This window comes from Candidatus Firestonebacteria bacterium RIFOXYD2_FULL_39_29, assembly GCA_001778375.1.
Taxonomy (GTDB): Bacteria; Oederibacteriota; D2-FULL-39-29; order D2-FULL-39-29; family D2-FULL-39-29; genus D2-FULL-39-29.
This window is the reverse complement of record MFGV01000051.1, coordinates 1-23,509: the sequence shown is the minus strand read 5'-3', so window position 1 is coordinate 23,509 and position 23,509 is coordinate 1. Positions and strand designations below refer to the sequence as shown.

The window sequence follows — 23,509 nt, the reverse complement described above, 5'->3', positions numbered from 1 at the left end:
ATATTAGCCAGCCATTCTAAGAGGTATTTTAACAAACTTTTCTACAAAATGCTGAAAAATAAAGCATTTTAGGAAAATATTTTAACAAAGGACAGAAAACTTTAGACTCGCAAATACGAGCAGCGCTTTTTCAATGGCTCGGTGAACGTTCTGCCATGAATAGCGGGGTATTTACTTGGAAAGAGCTGACTGAGGAGATAGATTGGTCAATAGAGTATTTATAATAGGAGCAGGAGCTTCAAAAGCTTTTGGGGTTCCTATTGGAAGGGAATACCTGAAAGCGTGTTTGGAGTTTGGAGTAAAAAGTGATTACAAAAATATCCAAAATCTGCTTGAGTATCTGGAAAAGTTGATCCCCGGTGGTAAAGAGCAGTACGAAAAGCTTGCTTTTGAAGAACTTCTCTCCATTATGCAAAAAGACAGGCTACTCACAAATCGTTTAATGGGTCTTTCTATGCCTGTTGATGCAGAAAAGATATTAATCGGGTGTCTATGTAAATTTCTATGGGATAAATCAAATAACGTTCTTTTTGAAAATAGGATTGTAAGTCTGGAACAAATCGCTAATGAAAAATGGCCATATGTTGATTTTATCAATAAACTAGATAATGAGGAAGACTGTATAATAACTACAAACTATGATGCAATGATAGACAGGGCGGCTTGTGTCAGATGGAATAGCTGCAGATATAGCGAATATTCAAAACTGACAGAGAAACTGGACAAGCCTATTGCCTTATTTAAGCCGCTTGGCTCTATTGCATGGATTCCGGGATCGTTTATTCAGAATAGCCGTTTTTCAGCGACAGGCAGGAATGCGGCAGTTGATTATAATATACATGGAATTATTGAGAAGCTTACAGATAGTCCAGAAATCTATATATATAAAGACTTGCCCAAATATTTTGATAATGGGAAAAATGACTATCCCGTTATAATACCTCCAACCATTGGAGCAGATGTTCCTGAAGCATGGGGTGATTTTTTCTTGGAGTTAAACAAACAAATGCTTCGCCGGCTTTCAAAAGCCGATGAAATATATATAATTGGCTACTCGTTTCCAAAATACTATGAGTATTTCAGAATACTTGTCAGAAAAGCGTTGATGTTAAACAGACAAGAAGTCAAAGTCAGAGTAATTAACGTAGATGGGAAAAATCTTAAAGAACTCAAACAGACCATCAAAAGTTTTATCACTAAAAAAAAGGTTGAATACTACTCCTCCGGCTTCGAATCCTGGAAGAATCTTTTTGTAGAAGGCAAAAAAATACCATATGTAGAGTAGTTACTATTTCTGTTAGAAAAAAAGGAAACCCTCCATGTGGGAAAAGCTCCTGCTTCCGGTAATAAGGAAGAAATGAATTAGAGGAGGAAGAGGGACGCCCGCTTATTCTGATAGATGGAGGAAATGAGATGAAAAGTATAATTTTGGGGGAGGGACAGCTCCCGCTTATTTTTAAAAAATATTCAGAGTTAAAAACTATTTCTAAAATGCTATAATGCTAACGCACGGGTGCAATATAAATGTAATCATAAAATAAACGGGCTGCCTTCGTTTCACCCTTCGCCCAGGTGGATTTCGCAAAGGGATTATGGGCGTATATTTAAACCTTTGCTCAACTTGTAAGCAATTTAAATACTGAAATTACCCCCAACCGTACCTTCCCCCTATAAAAAACAGGGGGAAGTGAACGAAGGAAAGGGGAAAAGAAGTAAAAAAATCTCAAGGGGATTAAGGAGAATAAATGAAAAATATTGAAAAAACAAAATCCGAATACTATTTATTTTTTAATGAAATTAAGCAGCGGATTAAAACGGCGCAATATGATGCTTTAAAAGCTGTAAACAAAGAGCTGATCGCGATGTATTGGGATATTGGGGAAAAAATATCAGAAAAGCAGAGTAAGCTTGGATGGGGAAAATCTGTAGTTGAGAACCTTGCCGATGACCTCCAGAAGGAATTCCCGGGAATGCAGGGGTTTTCGGTACAAAATATCTGGTATATGCGGCAGTTTTACCAGGAATACAGTAAGAATCCAAAACTCCAACCATTGGTTGGAGAAATAAGCTGGACCAAGCATATAGTGATTTTGGGACGATGCAAAGACGATTTGGAACGGGAATTCTATATCCGTATGACCAGGCGCATGGGTTGGACAAAGAATGTTCTTATCCATCAAATAGAAAACAATACTTACGAAAAAACACTGGTAAATCAGACGAATTTCAAGAAAACCTTGCCGGAAAAAATTCAAAAACAGGCAAAACTCGCAGTTAAAGATGAATATACATTTGACTTTCTAGAGTTGGCTGAAGAGCATAGCGAAAGAGAGCTTGAACAGGCGATACTGAGCCGAATTAACAAATTTCTGATTGAAATGGGCGGTGCTTTTACTTTTGTCGGGAGTCAATTTCGTATGGAGATTGACGGAAAAGAATATTTTATAGATATCCTTCTTTATCACCGCCATTTAAAAAGTCTTATAGCCGTAGAGCTTAAAATAGGAGAATTTAAGCCTGAGTACGCCGGAAAGATGCAGTTTTATCTGTCAGCGCTTGATTCTATGGTTAAAATAAAAGGAGAAAATCCGTCAATAGGTATAATAATGTGTAAGGATAAGAAAAGAACGACCGTAGAATATGCTCTAAGAGACACAAAAAAACCGATAGGAGTATCTGCCTATAAGATAATTGGAAAACTACCTGCAAATCTGAGGAATGAACTTCCATCACCTGAAAAGATCGCTGAATTAATAAACGAAATATGAACTTTTCGAGCTTATCCTCATAAAAGATTGGCGGACAGGCTGCCCGAGGTTTTCTTTGGCATAACGTCATAAAATGTATAAATATATCGCTAAGCGAGAGGAAAAAACGCTGACCGTTTTGCTGACAGCAACAAAATGGCAGAAGCCGGGAGTGAACTGTCGACAATTTGTCGACGGTCATCGGATTGTCAATCTGCAAAAAATATTGGAAAGCATTGAAAAACCGTTTAAATAAAGAAGGACGTAAGTCGGTTACAAAATGTAACCAACTGGAATTGCCTGCATATGAAAGCAAATTATGGAATTATCCAAAGGATATGGACAGATTGTCCACATCCTTGAAATACCGTCAAAAGGGTGGGTACAAATTGTACATACCCCTTTCTGTTGAAACACCCGAGGGAGGGACATCGCCCGTTTATTCTGATAGATGGAGGAAATGAGATGAAAAGTACAATTTCAGCACTATTCCTTACAGTTCTTTTTCTAAGTAATGTTTTTCCCTTATCGACAGAAGGCGATAGTTCTGATAAACTAACTAAAGCGAGCGAGTTGGTAAAATATCTTTCCGTTGGGAAATACTCAGATAGCGTTAAGCTTTTTGATGAAACCATGAAAAATGCTTTGCCTGCTGACAAGCTGGAAGAAACTTGGAAAAAGATTATTTCTCAGGTTGGGGCTTTTAAAGAAAGGTCTGCAATTCGAAAAGAGGAAAGTGGGAAGTATACGATAGTTTATGTCACTTGTAAATTTGAGAATATGGATTTGGATGCCAAAGTTGTTTTAGATAAAGAAAATAACGTTGCCGGATTGTTTTTTGTTCCGAGCGCAAAAAAATCAGTATACAATCTGCCTTCTTATGCGAAACCTGATAATTTTGTGGAAATTGAAGTTATCGTTGGTTCTGATGAGTGGAAGTTGCCGGGAACTTTGACTTTACCGAAAGGCAGTGTACCTTTTCCGGCTGTGATACTTATTCATGGGTCAGGACCGCAGGATAGAGATGAGAGCATTGGGCCTAATAAACCATTTAAGGATATTGCAATTGGTCTGGCTTCGAATGGGATTGCGATTCTTAGATATGAGAAAAGAACGAAAGAGTATCAACAAAAGATGGCGAAGATGAATAATTCTATAACATTAAAAGAGGAAGTAACGGATGATGTACTTGCTGCTTGCGAGTTGCTTAGAAAAACAGAAAAAATTGATAAAAATAGAATATTTTTACTGGGGCACAGCTTAGGTGGTTTGCTTATTCCACGTCTTGGTGCGCTGGATAAAAATACTGCCGGATTGATAATAATGGCCGGGAACACTCGACCTTTTGAGGACTTACTTGTAGATCAGACAAAATATCTATTCTCACTGAATAACGAAATGTCGGAGACAGAAAAAGAAGCACAAATGACTGTTTTGATAAAACAGGTTGAGAAGATTAGACAAAAGGATTATATTATTAACACTCCTGGTTCAGAGCTGCCATTAGGCATACCTCCTGCATATTGGCAGGATTTGCAAAAATACAATGCCGGTGAAACTGCAAAAAGCTTAAGACAGCCGCTTTTAGTTCTTCAAGGAGAAAGAGATTATCAGGTTACAAAATTAGATTTTGATGGCTGGAAGTCCAATTTAAAAGAAAAGAGCAATGTTAACTATAAGCTTTATCCGAAACTCAATCACCTTTTTATGGAAGGTCAAGGTAAATGCACTCCGCAGGAATACTTTATTGAAAGTCATGTTGTAGATTATGTCATTAAGGATATTGTTAAATGGATTGGCAGTCAAAAACGGTAAGTTCAATAGATATGTGTTTAGGAATCTCTCAGTGCCCGGGGTAGCTACAAAATGCCGTAGTTGCCCGATTAATCGGGCGCTTTAAAAACGCCTGATGAATCAGGCAACTACATTATAATGCAGAACCCGGAACGGAGACATTTCTATCTTTATCAAAATATTATAGAAATACAATCCTTTAATATGTTATAATAACTTCGTAAAATTATTTCAATTTAAGGAGTGTGTTTTATGTCGGGACATTCAAAATGGGCTACAATAAAAAGGAAAAAGGGCGATTTAGATGCTAAACGTGGTAAGACTTTCACTAAAATTATAAGAGAGTTGATCATTGCGGCTAAGAAGGGCGGCGGCAGTGTTGATTCAAACGCTTATTTAAGGACAATTGTTCTGAAGGCAAAGGCTGTTAATATGCCTAATGACAACATTAAAAGGGCTATTCAGCGAGGTACAGGTGAGTTAGAGGGTGCCACATACGAAGAAACGACGTATGAAGGGTATGGACCGGCTGGTGTTGCGGTGCTTGTTTCTGCTTCTACGGATAATAAAAACAGAACTTCTGCTGATATTAGAACTATCTTCTCAAAATCCGGCGGAAACCTGGGGGAAAGCGGCTGCGTTGCCTGGATGTTTGATAAAAAGGGTCTGATTGTTGTACCAAAAGCAAATGCTACTGAAGATTCATTGATGGAGCTTGTTTTAGACCTCGGTGCGGACGATATGCAGGTAATGGACAACGAATATGACGTACTTACTACTCCTGAAAACTTCGAAAAAGTCAAAGCAGGCATAGATACTAAGAAAATTGTGTATGATTCTGCGGAAGTAACGATGGTTCCTAAAAATTACATCAAACTCGCAGGTGGTCAGGCAAAATCTATGCTTACCTTACTGGAAAACCTTGAAGACAATGACGACGTCGGTAATGTATATGCTAACTTTGACATTTCCGATGAGGAAATGAGTAAACTTCAGTAAAAAATGAAGATACTTGGGATTGACCCGGGGATTGCAACTACAGGTTACGGTCTGATTGAAAATAAAGGAAGCAATCTTTGTCTGGTTGATTATGGTTGTATCCTTACAACTCCAAAAATGCCGGTCCCGGAACGCTTAAACAAGCTGTTTAATGAGCTTTCTAAACTAATTAAGAAGCAAAAGCCTGATGAAGTAGCTATCGAAGAGCTGTTCTTTGCGAAGAATGTCAAAACGGCAATGAGTGTCAGCCAGGCAAGAGGTGTTATTGTTCTTTCCTGCATTAGATCCGGAATGAAAGCCGTAAATGAATATACACCTTTAGAAGTCAAGATGGCCCTTGTAGGCTACGGTAGAGCGGAAAAACAGCAGGTCCAGAAGATGGTTACAACCTTACTTAATCTTAAAGAAATGCCCAAACCGGACGATGCGGCCGATGCGCTGGCTATCGCAGTTTGTCACTTTAATTCCAGAATATCCAACTTGTATAAACAATGATAGGATTTATAAAAGGCAAGATAGATTCAAAAGAGAAGGACAGGATTATAGTTGATGTAAATGGAGTTGGCTATGAGATCCTGATACCTAATATTGAGCGTATTTCTCCTCCCGGAGAAGAGATAAAGGTATACACCTACTTCCATGTTACGGACAAATCCCAGGCATTATATGGTTTTCTTAGTTTAGAGGAAAAAGCGTTCTTCCTTCAGCTTATAAGCATATCTGATATCGGGCCAAAGGTGGCTTTGACCATTCTTTCAGGAATGGAGCTTGGCCGGCTGAAGTCAGCTATAGCCAACGGCGATGCTTCACTTTTACAGACAATCCCCCGTGTAGGAAAGAAGATAGCCGGCCGTATAGTAATAGAACTTAAAGACAAATTAAAAGACAGTAAAATAGAAGGTGGGGAGAGCTTTGTTGACGAAGATATGGTTCAGGATGTTATCTCAGCTCTGGTAGGTCTTGGGTTTAATGGTACTGCAGCCCGCAATGCTGCTGTTACTTCAAGGTCAAAGTTTAAAGAAAATATCCCTGCTATTGAAGAAGTTATAAAAGAAGCTCTAAAGGAAATTACAAAGTGCTAAAAAAAGATAAACCAGAGATTTTAGACGGCAGAAAGACCGTTGAAGATATTGTTGATGAAAAATCTTTAAGACCTCAACTCCTCTCCGAATATATCGGGCAGGACAAAATTAAGGAAAACCTCAGTATTTTCATGACTGCTTCAAAACAAAGAGGAGAACCTCTTGAACATGTCCTTTTTTACGGGCCTCCGGGTTTAGGAAAAACAACACTTTCCTATATTGTAGCAAATGAAATGAAGGTAAACATTAGATGCACCTCCGGACCGCTGATTGAACGCGCAGGAGATCTAGCTGCTATTCTTACAAATGTAGAGCCGGGGTCTGTTCTTTTTATCGATGAAATACATCGTCTTCCCAGGGTCGTTGAAGAAGTGCTTTACTCTGCCATGGAAGATTATAAGCTGGACATCATAATAGGTAAAGGTCCGAGCGCCAAGACAATAAGGATCAACCTTCCAAAGTTTACACTGGTCGGAGCCACTACCAGAGCCGGTCTTATTACGTCAGCGCTGAGAGACAGGTTTGGTATGACATTCAGGATGGACTTCTACCCGCCAAAGGATCTGGCTCAGATAATCAAAAGATCAGCCCGCATCCTTAAAGCAGACATTCAAGAAGATGCGATACTTGAGATAGCAAGAAGAAGCCGTGGCACACCGAGAGTTGCAAATAGACTCTTAAAGCGGGTTCGAGATTTTGGACAGGTCAAAAATGAGAAGAAAATTTCCCTGGCTCTGGTTAACTCTTCACTTGCCTCACTTGATATCGACGACAAAGGTTTGGATAGTTTAGATAAGTTAGTCATGAACGTAATCATTAAGAATTATGCCGGCGGTCCTGTCGGTATTGAAAGTATTGCTGTCGCAGTTGGTGAAGAAGCCGGTACTATTGAGGATGTCTGCGAACCGTTCCTTATACAGCTCGGGTTTCTTATCCGGACTCCCCAGGGAAGAAAAGCTACGGCGGAAGGGTATAAGCATATGAATGTTAAGATGAAGGAGGATGTTCAAGGGCGCCTAATATGAGCAAGAATATAGCCCTCCATATCTGCTGTTCAATCTGCCTCGTTGCTCCGCGTGAAGATCTTCACTCCAAAGGTTATCAGATTCAGGGTATCTTTTTTAATCCCAACATCCAGCCGTTTGACGAGTATATCAACCGTCATAATGCCTTAAAATATTACATAAAAAACGATTCTATAAGTTCATTATTATCAAGCGAATATGATGCAAATCTGCACGGAAATCTTGCTAAAGTTGCGGAGTTCGACCGGAAGGAAATGTGCATAAAATGTTACGAACTAAGGCTGTACCACACAGCTCTTAGCGCAAAGAAAAGTAACATACAGCATTTTAGCACAACACTACTTTCAAGCCCTTTTCAGGATAAAGATAAGATTCGGGAAATTGGCGCAAAACTTGAGCAGGAATTTGATCTTACCTTTGTTGACTCCCGCAACTGGGAAAAGAAACATTACGACAGCAAAAAGCGAATTAAAGACGCAGGTCTGCATGTTCAAAAGTACTGCGGATGTATTTACAGTAAAATGGACGCGGTTCTAAGAAAAAAGAACCGTTGATGACACGTCCGCCAATAATATAGGGCGGATCTTTAGAAGAAATTATAAGCGAGATGGCACAGATAAAAGCAAATGCAAACAATAAATAAAATTAGTGGTTTTTTCTGGTTTTTATCTGTGATATCTCTTTGCGTTTATCTGTGTCATCAGGCACGATTTTGTGCCTTGACGAAATGACTGAACCCTTGTATACTTACTAAAGCAATTATATGAAAAAAATATTGAAATACATAATATCGCTCGCATTGGCGGTAATCCTGCTTCCCGGCTGTACAGGCGGAGGGTCTTCTTATATTCGGAGTGATAAGGGCAAAAAAGATCCTATCCGTCTGCTATTGGTGAAAAATGCCGGTTCTGTTGATGTAGTTGTTAACGGAGCTTTTAAAATTGACGGCGCTTCTGATGCTTCTTTTGGGCCAAAAGGGTTCAAGGTTGATATTGATAATAATTCTATAGTTATAGAGGGCAAATCTTACGGTTCCAAAGTTAAAATCCTTCCAACTAACAATAAATTCCACCTAAATGGCAACGAATTCCGAGGGAGTTTAGTATTTTACATTTCCGACGGAAAATTAAACGCAGTTGAAGATTTTTCCATGGAGGAGTACCTTTATGGCGTAGTAGGCAGGGAAATGTCCGGAAGCAGCCCTATAGAGGCGTTAAAGGCCCAGGCAGTGGCTGCAAGGACGTTCGGATACTACGAGGCAGGACTTAGAAGGACAAAAGAGTACGATATTGACAACTTGAGGCAATCTCAAGCTTATAGCGGCACAGAAAGTGAAAATCATAATTCAATTGAAGCTGTTGATCTCACTTCCGGGGAAATTATGAAATACAAAGGCGAACCTATCTTTGCGGCTTTTGCGGCTAACTGCGGAGGTTATACCGAAGACAATAGGGAAGTTTTTGGTAATAAGCTGCCTTACCTGCAGGCCGTTCCCTGTACTTTTTGTAAGCATTACCCTCATGCCTCCTGGCGGGAAGAAATTGACACTTCGTATATTGTCAGTTCTCTTAAGAGAAAAGGCTTTGATGTGGATAGGATTAGCAATATAGATATAACAGACACTAGCAAGGCCGGAAGAGTCAAACAAATCTCAATAATAACTGATAAGGGCCGGATAACTATGTCGACAAATGAGTTCCGCCTGGCTGTTGGTTCAGACAAGTTTAAGAGCGCCAGGTTTACCGTCCGCTCCAGGGGCGATTCTCTTCTTTTTACGGGAAAAGGATGGGGGCATGGGGTTGGAATGTGCCAGGACGGTGCTGATGGAATGGCCAAGGCCGGGAGCAGCTACCGTCGCATCCTTACAAGGTACTACACCGGCATAGAATTAGGGCAAAAATGAAAGCAACGGCATATGATTATAACCTTCCAAAAGAACAGATAGCCCAGTTACCTTTAGAGCTTAGAGCCGCCTGCAAGCTAATGGTTCTTCGAAAAGACGCTCAAACCATAGAGCATAGTCGGTTTGACAATATTAAAAACTACCTAAAACCGGGCGATTTACTGGTTATCAACAATACTAAAGTTGTACCTGCTAAGTTATTACTGTACAGGGATAAAGCGCTTGGCAAAATAGATGCTCTTTTGGTGTCTAAAGAAACAGGAGGCAAGGAACTCTGGAGGGTGATCCTTTCAAAAAGAAAAGGAATGGAACCGGGGACGATTCTCCTTACTGAGAAAAAAGAGCTTACTGCTTTGATAAAAAGCCTTATAGATGATGAGTTTTTGATAGAATTCACTGATACAACAGGCGAATCCCTTTCTGAATCAATTAAGGAGATTGGCTTCGCACCCCTACCTCCATATATAAAAAGAAAAGATAAAAACACTGAAAAAGCATTTAAAAATAAGGACAAAATAGACTATCAGACCGTTTTTGCGAGGTTTGACGGGTCTATAGCTGCGCCTACAGCCGGAATGCATTTTACACCGGATCTTATGCAAGAACTTAAGCAATTTGGTGTTGAGTTTGTCGAGATAACACATCATATAGGAAAGGGTACTTTTAAACCTATTAAAACCGATGAAATTGAAAATCACCATATGGATAAAGAATATTTTGAGATAGATGCTGATTCGGCAGATAGGATAAACAAGGCAAAATTAGCCGGCAGACGCGTAATTACGGTAGGAACAAGCAGTACCAGAGCTATTGAAACGAGCTGTATTGACCCTAAACAGGGGCTTATAGCACCCGGTAAGGCTTGGACAGGGCTATTTATAACAGACGGATACAAATATAAAGTAATAGATGCTATTATAACGAATTTTCACCTGCCAAAATCCACAAATCTCGTAATGACCTGCGTATTCGGGGGTAAAGAGTACATCTTAAAGGCGTATAATGAAGCTGTAGCTCAAAATTATAGGTTTTACAGCTACGGTGACGCTATGTTTCTAAGTTAAAGTATAAGGGGAGTTCCAAGATGTTTCAATGGTCAAGAAATTATGCTATGTGTAAAACCTGTGGCACTACAGCAATTAAGCATATAGCGACAGGGCTTTGCTCTAACTGTTACACAAGGATAGTCAATAGTGAAAACCGGGGACAAAAACCAATACAATCTGCCAGTGACGTAAAAATCATGCTTACAAAAGAGTATTTAGAGGTCGAGTATTTAACAAAGAATAGATCTTTAGGTGATATAGCCAAGGATTGTTGTTGTTCAAGGCAATATGTATTCTCTCGAATAAAACATTTTGGAATAACGACAAGGAGCAAATCTGACGCTAGAACATTAGCTTTAAATGGCGGAAAGCTTATATTTGATCAGTGTTTTGATAAACAAAGTGTTGAGAAAGTTCTAAAGAAAATACACGTTAACGAAGCGTTTTTCTCAAGTTGGTCAGATAAAATGGCTTACGTTCTAGGCATAGTTTATACCGACGGTAATATTTATACCGGAAATAGCATGAATAATGAACATAAATCGTATAAAAAGGTGCCAAAAATTAGCATTGTTCAAAAAGAACCTGAGCTATTGGAAAAAGTTAAGAAACTAATGGATTGTGACGCTACATTGTATTATAGAAAGGAAAAATATTACAATGGGGTTAAATCCGGTGCCGCATATAGCCTTTCTCTTTCAAATTATGCATTATTTAATGATTTAACTAAGATAGGATTAACCTCTGATAAGAGCTTAGATATGGTATTTCCTGATATACCAAGAGAGTATTTAAGGCATTTTATAAGAGGATGCTGGGATGGTGATGGCTCAGTTTTTCTAAGTAGCATGGGGTATATTTGTGCATCCTATGTATGTGGGTCTAAGGAATTTATTGTGAAGCTATCAGACATTCTAGATGGTTTTGGAGTATATAAAGGCACTATATCGGAACAAAAAGGTAAGAATACAAGCTATAAAATACGATATCACGGAGAAGTTTGCTATAAGTTGTTTAAGTATATGTATGATAATGTCGATAAAAGCATGTATTTACAAAGAAAGTATGAGATATTCGATAATTACTACAAGTCAAAATAGCTTCTTTGCCTATCTTATTTATTAGAATATTTAGTTATCATAATATATCTTATAGGCGTTATGTTGTAAAGAGACCTGTTTCTGCCTGTCTCACCATAACATCCGGCTATTTATTCCTAACTTTATTTTAATCATTCCTGCTATAAGATAGGTTTTATCACTTTAAAGCCCTGAAGATCACTTTGAATATCTATCCATAGATAATAGATTATGGTTCTTTCTACTTTTGCGTGGGTAAAACAGGGCTCTGATGTTATATGATTCTATATTCTTGAGAAATTTCTAAATCTTTAAAAGCACCACTATTTTAACACTTATAAAATCAAGGTTTTAATAAACATGCAGTGCTTAAAGAGAAATAAAAGCGATTAAAACGTCTTTATTGTGTAAATTACTGAAACACCTTTAGAAACAAGGCTTTTTATGGTTTTGGCATTGTAACTTACCCACTGCAAACCCTGAAAAGCCGCAGGCTGCTGAAAAACTCAATATTTCATTACTTATGTTGTTTGATTCGCTCCTATAAAACAAAGTGCTTGTTTTAGCAGCAGTTTAAACGACACTAGATACCCGCCCTCCACAAAGCGTTGGTGGGTCAAAAACGAGATCTGAGTCCGGTCTGACAAAAAGCGGGTTTTTCAGCTACCTGATATCTTATTCAGTAGAGTTTACCACTATAAGGATACCCTGAACATCAAAAATCCGGATTGACATCGTATAATAGTGAAATTTATAGAAAAACGCTTAAATATGGATATATTTCCATAATGTTTCATTATAATTCAGGAAAATTATGAGATAATTTTATAAAAATTGTTTAATTTTTCAGCTTTTTACCCTCAAAATACCTGCTCAGGATTGCATTAAACAGGCCTTTTTTTATCATTGTGTTTACTTACATTACAGGAGAATTTGACGCGTTTAAAGCAAACGTAGTGAAGATTTCAGCATGTTTGTTTTGGCAAAAACCATGAAAACCGATTATATTTACTTTTTCCGGCCTTCGAAGGGATTTATGAAATATTCTTGGCACAAAAACTTTTAGGTGATAAATATAAAATATTTGTTCAGTAAGTCATGTAACATATGTTACAGCAAATATTAAATGACTACCGGGATGAAGATATTCAATTATTTTTGACAAAAAAAAGGCCCCCTGAAAATATCAGAGGGCCTTATACTTTTATAACTTAATTACGCTGTCTGTGAATCTGAAGTTGTTGCCTTCTTTCTAACCATTCTTATAACAAATATAACAACAACAGCTACAACAACAACGACTGCTACAGGAATCCAAGGAAATTTGCTTTCCGTTTTTGTTTTCATTTTTATTGTTTTTACTGATTCTACCGGTGTTTCTTCTTTCTTTCCGGTAAAAGGCTTTCTTTCTTCTTTCTTTTCTTCTACAGCATCTGTTTTAGGAGCTTCCGCCGGAGTAGCAGCAGCATCTGTCGCTGCAGGAACAGCAGCATCCGTTGCCGCCGGAGTAGCAGCAGCATCTGTCGCAGGAGCAGCAGCTACAGCAACTGCTTTTGCTTCTTTGCCTGCTTTTGCTTTTGCTTCAGCTTCTTTTGCCGTCACAGTTACTTTTTCTGCAGAAGCTTTTGCATTCATATAATCTGCTTTTTCAAGAGAAGCATTTGCATTGGAAAGTGATTCCTCTGCAACTGCAAGTTGTTCTGCTGCAAAGTCTGCCGCACCTGCATCTTTCGCGGCAGTCAAGTCTGATTTCGCCTGTTCTAAGAATAGGTTTACAGACTTTTTCATTTCATCTTTTAATGTTGCTGAAGCTTTTTCTGCAGAAGCTTTTGCTTTTGCATTATCTTTTGAAGCTAAGCTTGACTTTGAAAGCTCATATGCTTCTACTGCAACTTTAAATGCGTCAGGAGATACTGTATCTATTTTAAGCTCTTTTGCTTTTGTCATCTCAGCTTCAACTGCATCAACAGCGGCTTTTGCAACAACCGGTTCATCTTTTGCTTTTTTTATTGCTGCCGCAGCTTTTAATGCAGATACATTAGCAGAACCATAATCAACTTCATTATACGAAACTTTTGCTGCTTCAAGTGAATCAACAGCTTCTTTAAAAGCTGCAGGAGATTCAAGATCAATCTTCGCTTCTTTTGCAGCAGTGATTTGTTTTTCGGTTTCATTTATTCCTGTTTCGGCCTGTTGAGGAATTGCAAGAGTTTTCTTTGCCTCTTCGCTTGCTCTCATTGCCGATTCTTTAGCCTTAGGAAAATCCTTGAGTTCTAAAAACTTTTTTGAATTTTCGTAGGACATTGAAGCAGTACTAAAATAATCCTTTGCAAAACTTTCCGCACCTGCTTGCCTTGCTGCGTCAACATCAACACCTGCTTGAGTTATTAAAGCCTCGCATTCATTATAGGGCCCTTCCTCCTCTGCAGTAAGTTCAGGCCTGGAAGAACAACCGTAGGAAAATAATGCTACTACTACGGCCAGGCATATCAACACTTTTTTCATTTCAATACCCTCCTTAATAAAGTTTTATCTTAAATTCTTTATAATACTCATACAAGTTTAACACATTTAAATGAAAAGTCAAGCATTTGCTTTAAATACAATAAAATAAATCAACCATACTGTGGACTGTATTCCATAGTTATTGCTCTTTCAAAAACCTTGTGCCTCTATAACATTAACCAAAGCGTCTACTTTTTCTTTCATCTTATCCGCAATAACCTTCTCTCTCTTAAGCTTGTATACTTCATCGGCAAGATTTAAGGCTGTTAGAATAGCAACCTTTAATGAAGACACATTTGAGGTTACTATTGATATCTCGCGCATTTTCGAATCAACGTAACCCGCTACCTCCTTTGTATAGTCTGAATTTCCGTCACCTTTAATTACATATTCACTTCCAAAGATATCTACACAAACTCCCTTCTTGCTCTCTTCCATTTACTCCTCCTGTGTAATATGTTAGCGAATAATTATTAAAGTTTTAAATCAAGCTGTATTTTATCTATAGTATCAATAATATCGTCAACTTGCGATTTAGCTTTATCCCGTTTATCTCTAAGTTTACCAATATCAGCCTTAAAAACTTCAAGTTCTTTGATTTTATCTTTAAGATCAAGATTCTCTTTCTTCAGAATATTATACTCTTCCAGGGCTTTTCGTATTTTTTGCTCTAAAATATCAATCTTTTCCATTAAATTACCCATCCTTGTCTTGCCAAATACTCCGGCTGATTGATAAAAACTTCAGTTTTATTGCTGTCTAATCTCTGCTTTAAAATCAGCTATTACTTTTTCTGCTATAGGCTTATTTGCAGTGTCAACCTCTTCATCTGTAAGTGTTTTTGCCGCATCTCTGTAAGTAAGAGAGTAAGTAACACTCTTTTTCCCTGATTCTACATTTTCACCTTTATAAAAATCAATTATTTCTACTTTTTCCAGGTTTTTAGCACCAATATTTTCTATAAAACTCTTAATCTCTCCCGCACATACTTCTAAATCAACAATAAATGAAATATCACGTTTATTAGACGGGAATCTTGGCAGATCTCTATAATTCTTTTTTATATTAATATGTTTTTCAAGTTCCTGCAGTCTTACCTCCGCATAAAAAACTCTGTCTTTAATATCATGCATTTTTAAAAGTTTTTTGTTTATTTCACCAAAAGAACCCAGTTTTTCACCGTTTGCCAATAATTCAACAGAAGATGTCTTATCGTAAAAATTGTTATTTGCTTCTCTTATTTCAAATTTAACGTTTAAATCACAAAATAGACCTTCAAGAATCCCCTTTAGATAGAAAAACCCGGCCTCTTCAGGTTTTTGCAGCCACGAAGAATCGGAGGTATTGCCTGTGATTATAATACCAAGCTCATAACGTTCAATATATTGATTTCCTATCTTTCTGAATATTTTTCCTACTTCAAAAATCTTCAAATTTTTGTTTCCATGACTTACAGTGTTTGTTCTCACATTATTGAGCAAATTTGGAAGCAATGTACTTCTTAATATGTTCCAGTCTTCTATTAAATGATTCATTAAGTTAACATATTCTGTTCTTATTTCATTATCAGCCGAAATACCTGCCCGATCGAACCAGGATTTATTCATAAAGGTATAATTAATAACTTCGTTCAACCCTCTTTTTACCAACGATTGTTTTGCAAGTTCATCTATCTTCAATGATGTGTTTTGCTGTTGAAGTTTGATTGTCGGAAACCTCTCCTGTATTTTGTCATACCCATGGATAACAGCAATCTCTTCAATCATGTCTATCTCCCTGGTTAGATCAGTTCTAAAACTAGGGACTATCACCGTGAAACTTTTATTATCCGTTTTATCTACTATGAAACCCAGGCCTTTAGAAATATCCAGCATTTCTTGTATCTGAATATTTGTACCCAGCAATTTATTTACTCTTTCAAAACGTGTGGTAATGAATATCTGTTTTATTTGTTCCGGATATTCATCTATGCAACCCGAGGCAATTTTTCCGCCTGCCAACCCGTTAATAAGCTGAGCAGTTCTGTTTAAAGCATAAATAATGCCGTTATAATCAGCACCACGCTCAAATCTATAGGAGGCTTCAGTCATAAGTCCGAGTTTTTTTGAGGTTTTCCTGATATTTACTGCTTCAAAATAGGCACTTTCAAGGAGAACATTTACGGTCTTTTCATTTATTTCTGAAACCTGACCGCCCATAATCCCGGCGAGCGCGACAGCTTTTTCGGTGTCTGCAATGACCAGCATATCCTTATCAAGTTTTCTTTTAACCCCGTCAAGAGTGGAAATCTCTTCGCCGTCTTTTGCCTTCCGGACTATGATAGTTTTATCTTTAATAAGCTCATAATCAAATGCATGCAGAGGATGTCCGGTTTCAAGAAGAACATAGTTGGTAACATCAACAAGATTATTGATTGCACGTATTCCCACCGAGCGAAGACGCACCTGCATCCAGACAGGAGACGGCGCCAATTTTACTCCGGATAGTACCCGGGCAGAATACCTAGGACAAAGATCTTTATCCAGGATCTTAACTTTAGCAAGATCATTTACTTTACTTGAAGGATCCTCTTTTAGAAGTATCTCCGGAACTTTCATTGGTTTCTTTAATGCAGCACTCAAAACCCTTGCAATACCTATGATACCGAGATATTCAGGTTTATTAGGCATGACTTCTATTTCATATAACCAGTCGTTCAAACCATAAGTTTCTTTAAAGTCTTTTCCGATAGGGGCATCCGCAGGAAGTATCATTACACCTGCCGAAGAATCAGCCAGTCCAAGTTCTTTCTCCGAGCAGATCATTCCGTTTGATTCAATACCGCGCAAAACCACTTTAGAAATCTTGATACCGCCCGGAAGCGTGGCGCCATTAACTGCTACGGCAACTTTATCGCCTGCTTTATGATTTTTTGCTCCGCAAACAATTTTAAGTATTTCCGAACCTGTATCGACTTCGCAAACCGTCAATTTATCAGCATCCGGATGTTTATCTGCTTTCAGAAGTTTGGATATTACAACTTTTGTTACTTCTGAATAAAGAGGACCAAAACTTTCCACGCCAATACCAAGAGTAAAGAACTTTTTATGGAGTTCTTCCGGGGTTAACCCCGTTTCGATAAACTCTTTCAGCCAGTTATAAGTAATTTTCATTTAAATGTACTCTTCCTTTAAAACTGATTTAGGAAACGGACATCATTCTCATAAAGAAGACGTATATCGTTTATACTGTGTTTTATCAATGTAAGGCGTTCAATACCTCCTCCAAAAGCAAAGCCTGTCCATTTTTCCGTATCATAGTTGACATTCTTAAAAACATTAGGATCCACCATCCCTGCTCCAAATATCTCAATCCATCCGCTTTTTTTGCATAGAGGACAACCGTTTTTACATATCGGACAGGTGACAGAAACTTCTGCACTGGGTTCTGTGAAAGGGAAAAAGCTTGGATTCAACCGTATATTCGTTTCTTTTTGAAAATATTCACTAAAGAATATTTTCAAGACACCTTTTAAATCTCCAAAATTGATATCTTCATTTACCATAAGGCCTTCAACCTGCTGAAAAACCGGCAAATGAGAGGCATCCAGCGGATCATTACGATAGCATTTCCCGATGGAAATAATATTTAAGGGAGGGGGTCTCTTTTCCATAGTTCGGACTTGCACCGGAGAAGTGTGCGTTCTGAGGACATGATTGCCGTCTACGTGAAAGGTATCCTGCATATCCCTTGCCGGGTGATGTTTCGGAAAATTAAGCGCCTCAAAGTTATAATAATCCGTTTCAATTTCCGGACCATCTACGATTTCAAAATTAAGTCCGTGAAATATTTCTTTTACCCGGTCAATAGTCTGGGTAATCAGATGGTATTTCCCCGCCGGAAGTTTGTAGCCCGGCATCGTAAAATCTATCTTCTCAGAAGTTACAGCTCCTGATAAAACTTCAATTTTCTCTGATAATTTTGTTTCTATCTTAGTCTTTACACTGTTTAATATCTGTCCTATTTTTGGTCTTTCTTCTTTTGATAGCTTTCCAAATTTCTCATAATATGACGAAAGAAGACCTTTTTTTCCGATATATTTAACCCTGAGATTTTCAAGATCCTTTAATGTATTAATACCTTCAAAGTCTTTATCAAAATTCACATACAGGTTATTCAGTTCATTTTCCATCGTTTGTTTTTCATTCCCTTTATTAAATTTTTTCTTTGCTAAAAGCATTGTAAATATTAATAATTATAGCATGGTTTTTAAATCTTGTCAATAGAACCAAGAATAAGGAATATTCCTAAAATATAACGAGTTAAAGAATCTATTTAAAGTTTAGAGTGAGAGAAATGTTGTAACCTAAGACAAATGCAGGTAAACCGGTCAAAAACGTGTCACAAAATTTGAAATAGAGTGAAACTCCACGTCTTCACGAAAGAAATATCATTTTTTATACAAGTTAAACTTTCTAACAGCATCATACATAAGTATTGCAGCAGAAATGCTCAGATTTAAAGAATCTATTTGGTTGATAATAGGTATCTTTAAACTAAAATCCGACTTCTTAATTATGTCAGAAGGTAGTCCATGGGCCTCACTTCCAAGGATAAAACAAATTGGAAGTTTATATTCAGTATCAAAAACATTTGACCCTGATTTTAAGTCTGTAGCAGCAATACTTACGCCTCCGTTCTTAAGATACGATATCGCATCTATTGGTTCTATATTTTCTATAAAGGGTTGACTAAAAATAGATCCCATAGAAGATCTGATAACTTTAGTATTCGAGACAGATACTGACTTTTTTGTTAGCAATACTGCCGACACCCCGGCTGCTCTTGCGGTCCGGAAAATTGTTCCCAGATTTCCCGGATCTTGAATCTCACATACAAGCAAAAATATGGCTTTTCCCCCCGCTCCGTCAATTATCTCCTCAAGTCTATACTCAGGTTTTTTGACAAAAACGGCCAGACCCTGGGGTTCCTCAGTTTCTGATATTCTGCCAAAGACCTGCTTACTCATTGAAGTGAAGTTTATTGCCATTGATTTTGCTTTTAAAGTTACAGGGTTTGATTCAGCTTCAGGAGTATAAATCACCTCAAGAGGCTTAATATTTGTTTTTAATATTTCATCTGTAATTCTATATCCCTCAACAAATAAATACTCTTTTGAATTCTTGAATTCGATGAGTTCTTTCACTTTTGGATTTGTTTTTGAAGTAATAGTCTGGCTAATTTTCATCTAATATGTCCTTTAACAAAAAACGCCGGGAAATAATATAATCACCCGGCGTTTCAAATATCAAATTATTTAAGCTGTTTTAGCCGCTTCAATTATCTTAATAAACGATTTTGGATCGGTTGCAGCTATATCTGAAAGCATTTTTCTGTTTATTTCTACTTTTGCCTTCTTCACAGCACCCATAAACTTGCTGTAGGATAAGCCATTTTCTTTAAGAATGGCCGAAATCCTGATAATCCACATCTGCCTGAACAAGCGTTTCTTAGTTTTCCTGTCTCTATAAGCAAAATTGCCGGCTCTATCAACTGCTTCTGTTGCAAATCTATAACAATTTTTCTTTTTGCCCCAAAAACCCTTTGTTAATTTAAATATTTTTTTCTTTCTAGCTCTAGTTGTGACTCCACCTTTAACACGTGCCATTTTATATTTCCCCCTTAATTAGCTATATGGAAGCAGCCTTTTAATTACATAAGCTTCTGCTTTGCCCAGAGATCTGCTTTTTCTTAATGAACGTTTTCTGTTCTTCCCTTTGTGCTCCATTATATGACGCGCACCTGCTTTTTTCTTCATTACTTTACCTTTTTTTGAAAATCTGAACCTTTTCTTTGCTGAACTATCACTTTTCATTTTAGGCATTTTACTTCCCCTTCTTTGGAGCCAGCAGCGTGGTCATATTGTACCCTTCCAGCTTACTTGGCTGTTCTACATCGGCTATAGGCATAAATTGAGCAATAACTTTATCCAATAAAGCCTTACCTATTTCTTTGTGAGCCATTTCGCGGCCTCTAAACATTATTGTTACCCTTACTTTATTTCCTTCCTTCAAAAACCTGTCAATATGTCCTGTCTTAGTATTAAAATCATGTACATCTATTTTAGGTCTAATTTTAATCTCTTTAATTACGACTATTTTCTGATTTTTTCTTGAAAGTTTCTCTTTTTTTTCTATCTCGTATCTGAACTTGCCAAAATCCGCTATTTTACAAACAGGAGGTACAGTATTTGGAGAAATCTCTATCAAATCCATTTTTGCCGTTTTTGCCATACTCATTGCAGTTGCTATCGGTAAAACTCCAAGTTGATCCCCGTTAACACCTATAAGTCTTACTTCATTTACCCTGATATAGTTGTTTATTCTATATTGCTTGCTGATATTTCCCTCCTTAAATCTAATTTATTATTAAGAAGAAAATATAGCCGCAAAGGCAGCATAATTTCTTCATAGTTATTCACAAATTAAATAAATTACGTTAGATTATAGCAGAATAGCCTTATACAGTCAACATATTTTAGGTTATATTCTTTAAAACTTCCAGAAAAACATCCAAAATAGCAGGATCAAACTGAGTTCCGGAGCATCTTTTGAGTTCTGAAATAGCTTCTTCCACCGTTTTATTCTTTTTGTATATCCTCTCAGAAATCATTGCATCGTAAGAATCAGTAATAGTAAGTATTCTTGCTCCGATGGGAATTTCCTGTCCTTTAAGTCTATCCGGATATCCCGTCCCGTCATATTTCTCATGATGATATTTGACCATTCTTGTAGCTTCTTCAAGGAAAGGTACGTTAACAAGAATTTTAACTCCTTCCTCAACATGTTTTTTCATTATTTCGTATTCACCGTCAGTCAATCTGCTTGGTTTGTTTAAAATTACTTCTGTTATACCTATTTTCCCGACATCGTGAAGCAAAGCTGCGAAATGCAGGTCTTCTTTTTCTTTTGCAGAAAGATTAAGCCTGTCTGCCATTAGAAGAGAATATCTTACGACTCTTTTCAAGTGATCATATGAAGATCTGTCTTTGGCATCAATTGCCGCAGCAAGAGCTTCTACCGTACTCAGATAAGCTTTTTTTGTTTCAATAAAAAACTTAACTTTTTCTATTGCAATAGCTGTCAGGTTAGCATAATTAAGAATCAGTGTCAGATCGTCTTCATCAAAGGAAACACCATTTTCTTTGTCAGAAAAGTTTAATACGCCTATAGTAGAAGTGCTTTTAAGCGCAACATTTAAGGCGAAAGGTGTTTCATATTTTAAATTAAGAGGCGCAACAATAAAAGAACCGGGCTTATTTAAGATCTCGAAGCGCCGGTCAATAGAGTTATCATCCATTTTTTTTATCAGTATAGGTTCTCCTGTTTTCCAAACCCAGCCTGAGACCCCGACCCCCAGTTGTCTTTTTTCTCCTATTAGTTTTTTATCGGTAGATTGCATAACTATCAGATTTGGACTTTCAACCATCATAATGGAAACATTATTACAATTTAATAATTGTTTGCCTTTATCCACTATCATCTTAAAAATAAGTCCCAGATCGTTTGTTTGATTTATCTCATGTATTATCTCGTTTAAAGTCAGCAGTTCAAGATTCTTTTTTTCAAGTATGAGAGCTTCTCCGCAATATTCAGCCAATAATTTGGCAAAAGTAAAATCATCGTTAGAGAATTTTTCACCATTAGTTTTATTATTTATATTTAAGACTGCCATCGTCCTGCCGTTATTATCAAGAATAGGTATTACTATCGAAGTTTTGTACTTTGAGGGATCAGTTTTTTTTATATAGCCGGTAAGCTGAACATTTAGGGACGAAATATCATTAATGATAAGAGGCTCTCTCGATAAGGCCACGTAACCGGAAATACTCTCTCCAATTTTAATCTTTGTATTGGCAAGTATTTCCTCGGACAAAACTTTTTTAGGATTTGAAGAATAGGCAGTTTTAAAAATAAGGTTTTCTGATCTGGAGTCAAAAATCATCAGTGATCCGTTGTCAGCTTTTAGATCAGTAACAGCTTGTTTTAATATTTCATTAATAGAACTTCTATGTTTGATTTTTATCATTTCAAAACTTGGCATTATTTCTCCGTTTTTTTCCAGGTTCGATAATCAGAAGGTTCCAAGACTCTTATTGAAAGCTCGCCTGCCTCATGTCCATCTTCATAAAATATTGTTACAGTATTATCTTCTTTAAATATAATATTAGAAAGGAACCATTTGTCTGCCATTTTAGGTTTTCTTCCAATAATTGCTTCAAGATTTTCTTTAATCTGCTTCCGTGCCTCAATCTCTTGTTTTTCCGTAAGTACAGGAATATTCTTTCTTATCTGATTTTGTGTATCTTTTCCTGATATTTGCTCTTGATTATTATTATTTTTGTACTTTTTAATTTCTTTTTCTTTTAGTTCCAGTTGACCCAACAAGAATATCACCGTAATAAATGCAACAATAAACAATATTAAATAGAAGTTTCCGGAAGAAGTCTTAGAGTTCTTTTTTTTTGCCATGTCAGAATCCAATAAACATTATTATTCAGTGCTTTTTGTCGCCGGTGAATCTTTTCCCTCTCCGGCATACTTTATAATCCATTCTTCGAATTTTTTCTCTTCAAGAGTGGTTGTTATCTCGAGAATATTACCGTCTTTGCCAACCAGTATATTTGTCGGTAAAGCTGCCGTAGAACCCGGTTTTATGTATTGATTTATACATAGTTTAGTGTAATCCATGAAAACAGGAAAATTTAATTTAAATTCTTTAGAAAAAGCAGATATTTTTTTATTATCTTTTTCAATAGATATAGCAAGTATCTCTATTTTGTCTTTGTATTTTTCATATAACGTCACAAATCCCGGAAATTCCAGTTTGCAGGGACCGCAATAGGTAGCAAAAAAGTTTATCAGTACAAGTTTATTATCCTTGTTAGACGACATACAGTATTTTTTTCTTTTAATAACATCATAAAGGGAAAAGTCAGGAGCCTTTTTATTTTTTTCCACAAGAAGGTATTCACTAAAATTTATTTGTTCAGCAAAAACCAATCCGGTAAATATTAATGCTAAAATTAATGATTTTCTCATAATTCTTTTATTCCTTCTGCTAGAATATGGAGGCGGCACTCGGATTTGAACCGAGGAATAGCGGTTTTGCAGACCGCTGCCTTACCACTTGGCTATGCCGCCGTACAATTAAGTATTATACCGAATATTGCTTATTTTATCAATTATTTAATAAGACATCCAGCGATTCCGCAACAAGCAAATTAAGCCATAACTTTTGCACTGAAAAATCAAGGATTTTATTCTTTTGTGACCCGTGTTAATAATTAT

23 protein-coding genes and 1 tRNA gene are annotated in these 23,509 nt (G+C 37.0%); 11 read left to right on the top strand and 13 right to left on the bottom strand.

Translation table 11 applies throughout. The annotated features are described in order from the left end of the window. Positions 1-202 precede the first annotated feature (202 nt). From A2536_03905 to A2536_03855, 11 genes are all read left to right on the top strand, one after another. The gene (locus A2536_03905; protein ID OGF46041.1) at positions 203-1,285 is read left to right on the top strand and encodes a hypothetical protein; all 1,083 of its coding nucleotides are present in this window, start codon (positions 203-205) and stop codon (positions 1,283-1,285) included. Positions 1,286-1,745: 460 nt separating this feature from the next. Continuing rightward, a complete protein-coding gene (locus tag A2536_03900) occupies positions 1,746-2,768 on the top strand; it encodes a hypothetical protein (protein ID OGF46040.1) in 1,023 nt (340 codons plus the stop codon). Between the two features lie 444 nt (positions 2,769-3,212). Further along, positions 3,213-4,562 carry a hypothetical protein gene (locus tag A2536_03895; protein OGF46039.1) on the top strand — a complete coding sequence of 450 codons (1,350 nt, stop codon included), beginning with the start codon at positions 3,213-3,215 and terminating at the stop codon, positions 4,560-4,562. 231 nt (positions 4,563-4,793) lie between these two features. After that, positions 4,794-5,540, top strand: a complete 747-nt coding sequence (locus A2536_03890) for a transcriptional regulator (GenBank protein ID OGF46038.1) — start codon at positions 4,794-4,796, stop codon at positions 5,538-5,540. 3 nt (positions 5,541-5,543) lie between these two features. Continuing rightward, a complete protein-coding gene (locus tag A2536_03885) occupies positions 5,544-6,035 on the top strand; it encodes a crossover junction endodeoxyribonuclease RuvC (GenBank protein ID OGF46037.1) in 492 nt (163 codons plus the stop codon). Further along, positions 6,032-6,622, top strand: coding sequence for a Holliday junction DNA helicase RuvA (locus A2536_03880; GenBank protein OGF46036.1), 591 nt, complete (start codon positions 6,032-6,034; stop codon positions 6,620-6,622). The genes A2536_03885 and A2536_03880 overlap by 4 nt, the downstream gene beginning before the upstream one ends. A gap of 17 nt (positions 6,623-6,639) precedes the next feature. After that, on the top strand, positions 6,640-7,647 hold the full coding sequence (locus A2536_03875) for a Holliday junction DNA helicase RuvB (protein ID OGF46044.1): 1,008 nt from the start codon (positions 6,640-6,642) through the stop codon (positions 7,645-7,647). A gap of 8 nt (positions 7,648-7,655) precedes the next feature. Beyond that, positions 7,656-8,201, top strand: a complete 546-nt coding sequence (locus A2536_03870) for a hypothetical protein (GenBank protein ID OGF46043.1) — start codon at positions 7,656-7,658, stop codon at positions 8,199-8,201. A 209-nt stretch (positions 8,202-8,410) separates the two neighbouring features. Further along, the gene (locus tag A2536_03865) at positions 8,411-9,550 is read left to right on the top strand and encodes a hypothetical protein (GenBank protein OGF46035.1); all 1,140 of its coding nucleotides are present in this window, start codon (positions 8,411-8,413) and stop codon (positions 9,548-9,550) included. Beyond that, positions 9,547-10,614 (top strand): tRNA preQ1(34) S-adenosylmethionine ribosyltransferase-isomerase QueA, encoded by a 1,068-nt coding sequence (locus tag A2536_03860; GenBank protein ID OGF46034.1) that lies wholly within the window; start codon positions 9,547-9,549, stop codon positions 10,612-10,614. Before A2536_03865 ends, A2536_03860 begins: the two co-directional genes overlap by 4 nt. A gap of 20 nt (positions 10,615-10,634) precedes the next feature. Next, the gene (locus tag A2536_03855) at positions 10,635-11,696 is read left to right on the top strand and encodes a hypothetical protein (protein OGF46033.1); all 1,062 of its coding nucleotides are present in this window, start codon (positions 10,635-10,637) and stop codon (positions 11,694-11,696) included. A gap of 1,194 nt (positions 11,697-12,890) precedes the next feature. Here A2536_03855 and A2536_03850 read toward each other — a convergent pair. The 13 genes from A2536_03850 to A2536_03790 form a co-directional block, all read right to left on the bottom strand. Next, positions 12,891-14,180 carry a hypothetical protein gene (locus tag A2536_03850; protein ID OGF46032.1) on the bottom strand — a complete coding sequence of 430 codons (1,290 nt, stop codon included), beginning with the start codon at positions 14,178-14,180 and terminating at the stop codon, positions 12,891-12,893. A 150-nt stretch (positions 14,181-14,330) separates the two neighbouring features. After that, complete coding sequence (locus A2536_03845; protein ID OGF46031.1) at positions 14,331-14,618, bottom strand: hypothetical protein; 288 nt, start codon at positions 14,616-14,618, stop codon at positions 14,331-14,333. A 35-nt stretch (positions 14,619-14,653) separates the two neighbouring features. Beyond that, positions 14,654-14,884 (bottom strand): hypothetical protein, encoded by a 231-nt coding sequence (locus A2536_03840; protein ID OGF46030.1) that lies wholly within the window; start codon positions 14,882-14,884, stop codon positions 14,654-14,656. Between the two features lie 45 nt (positions 14,885-14,929). Continuing rightward, complete coding sequence (locus A2536_03835) at positions 14,930-17,332, bottom strand: phenylalanine--tRNA ligase subunit beta (protein OGF46029.1); 2,403 nt, start codon at positions 17,330-17,332, stop codon at positions 14,930-14,932. 17 nt (positions 17,333-17,349) lie between these two features. Next, the gene (locus tag A2536_03830) at positions 17,350-18,351 is read right to left on the bottom strand and encodes a phenylalanine--tRNA ligase subunit alpha (GenBank protein ID OGF46042.1); all 1,002 of its coding nucleotides are present in this window, start codon (positions 18,349-18,351) and stop codon (positions 17,350-17,352) included. A 258-nt stretch (positions 18,352-18,609) separates the two neighbouring features. Continuing rightward, positions 18,610-19,407 (bottom strand): hypothetical protein, encoded by a 798-nt coding sequence (locus A2536_03825; GenBank protein OGF46028.1) that lies wholly within the window; start codon positions 19,405-19,407, stop codon positions 18,610-18,612. 69 nt (positions 19,408-19,476) lie between these two features. Further along, positions 19,477-19,827 carry a 50S ribosomal protein L20 gene (locus A2536_03820; protein ID OGF46027.1) on the bottom strand — a complete coding sequence of 117 codons (351 nt, stop codon included), beginning with the start codon at positions 19,825-19,827 and terminating at the stop codon, positions 19,477-19,479. 18 nt (positions 19,828-19,845) lie between these two features. Then, on the bottom strand, positions 19,846-20,043 hold the full coding sequence (locus A2536_03815) for a 50S ribosomal protein L35 (GenBank protein OGF46026.1): 198 nt from the start codon (positions 20,041-20,043) through the stop codon (positions 19,846-19,848). Between the two features lies 1 nt (position 20,044). Beyond that, the gene (locus A2536_03810; GenBank protein OGF46025.1) at positions 20,045-20,458 is read right to left on the bottom strand and encodes a translation initiation factor IF-3; all 414 of its coding nucleotides are present in this window, start codon (positions 20,456-20,458) and stop codon (positions 20,045-20,047) included. Positions 20,459-20,696: 238 nt separating this feature from the next. Further along, positions 20,697-22,262, bottom strand: coding sequence for a hypothetical protein (locus A2536_03805; GenBank protein ID OGF46024.1), 1,566 nt, complete (start codon positions 22,260-22,262; stop codon positions 20,697-20,699). Then, entirely contained in the window at positions 22,262-22,690 is a 429-nt protein-coding gene (locus tag A2536_03800; protein ID OGF46023.1) for a hypothetical protein, read from the bottom strand. The genes A2536_03805 and A2536_03800 overlap by 1 nt, the downstream gene beginning before the upstream one ends. Positions 22,691-22,711: 21 nt before the next feature. After that, positions 22,712-23,260: a hypothetical protein gene (locus tag A2536_03795; GenBank protein ID OGF46022.1), complete on the bottom strand. Its 549-nt coding sequence runs from the start codon at positions 23,258-23,260 to the stop codon at positions 22,712-22,714. A gap of 27 nt (positions 23,261-23,287) precedes the next feature. Next, positions 23,288-23,362, bottom strand: a tRNA-Cys gene (locus tag A2536_03790). Positions 23,363-23,509 lie beyond the last annotated feature (147 nt).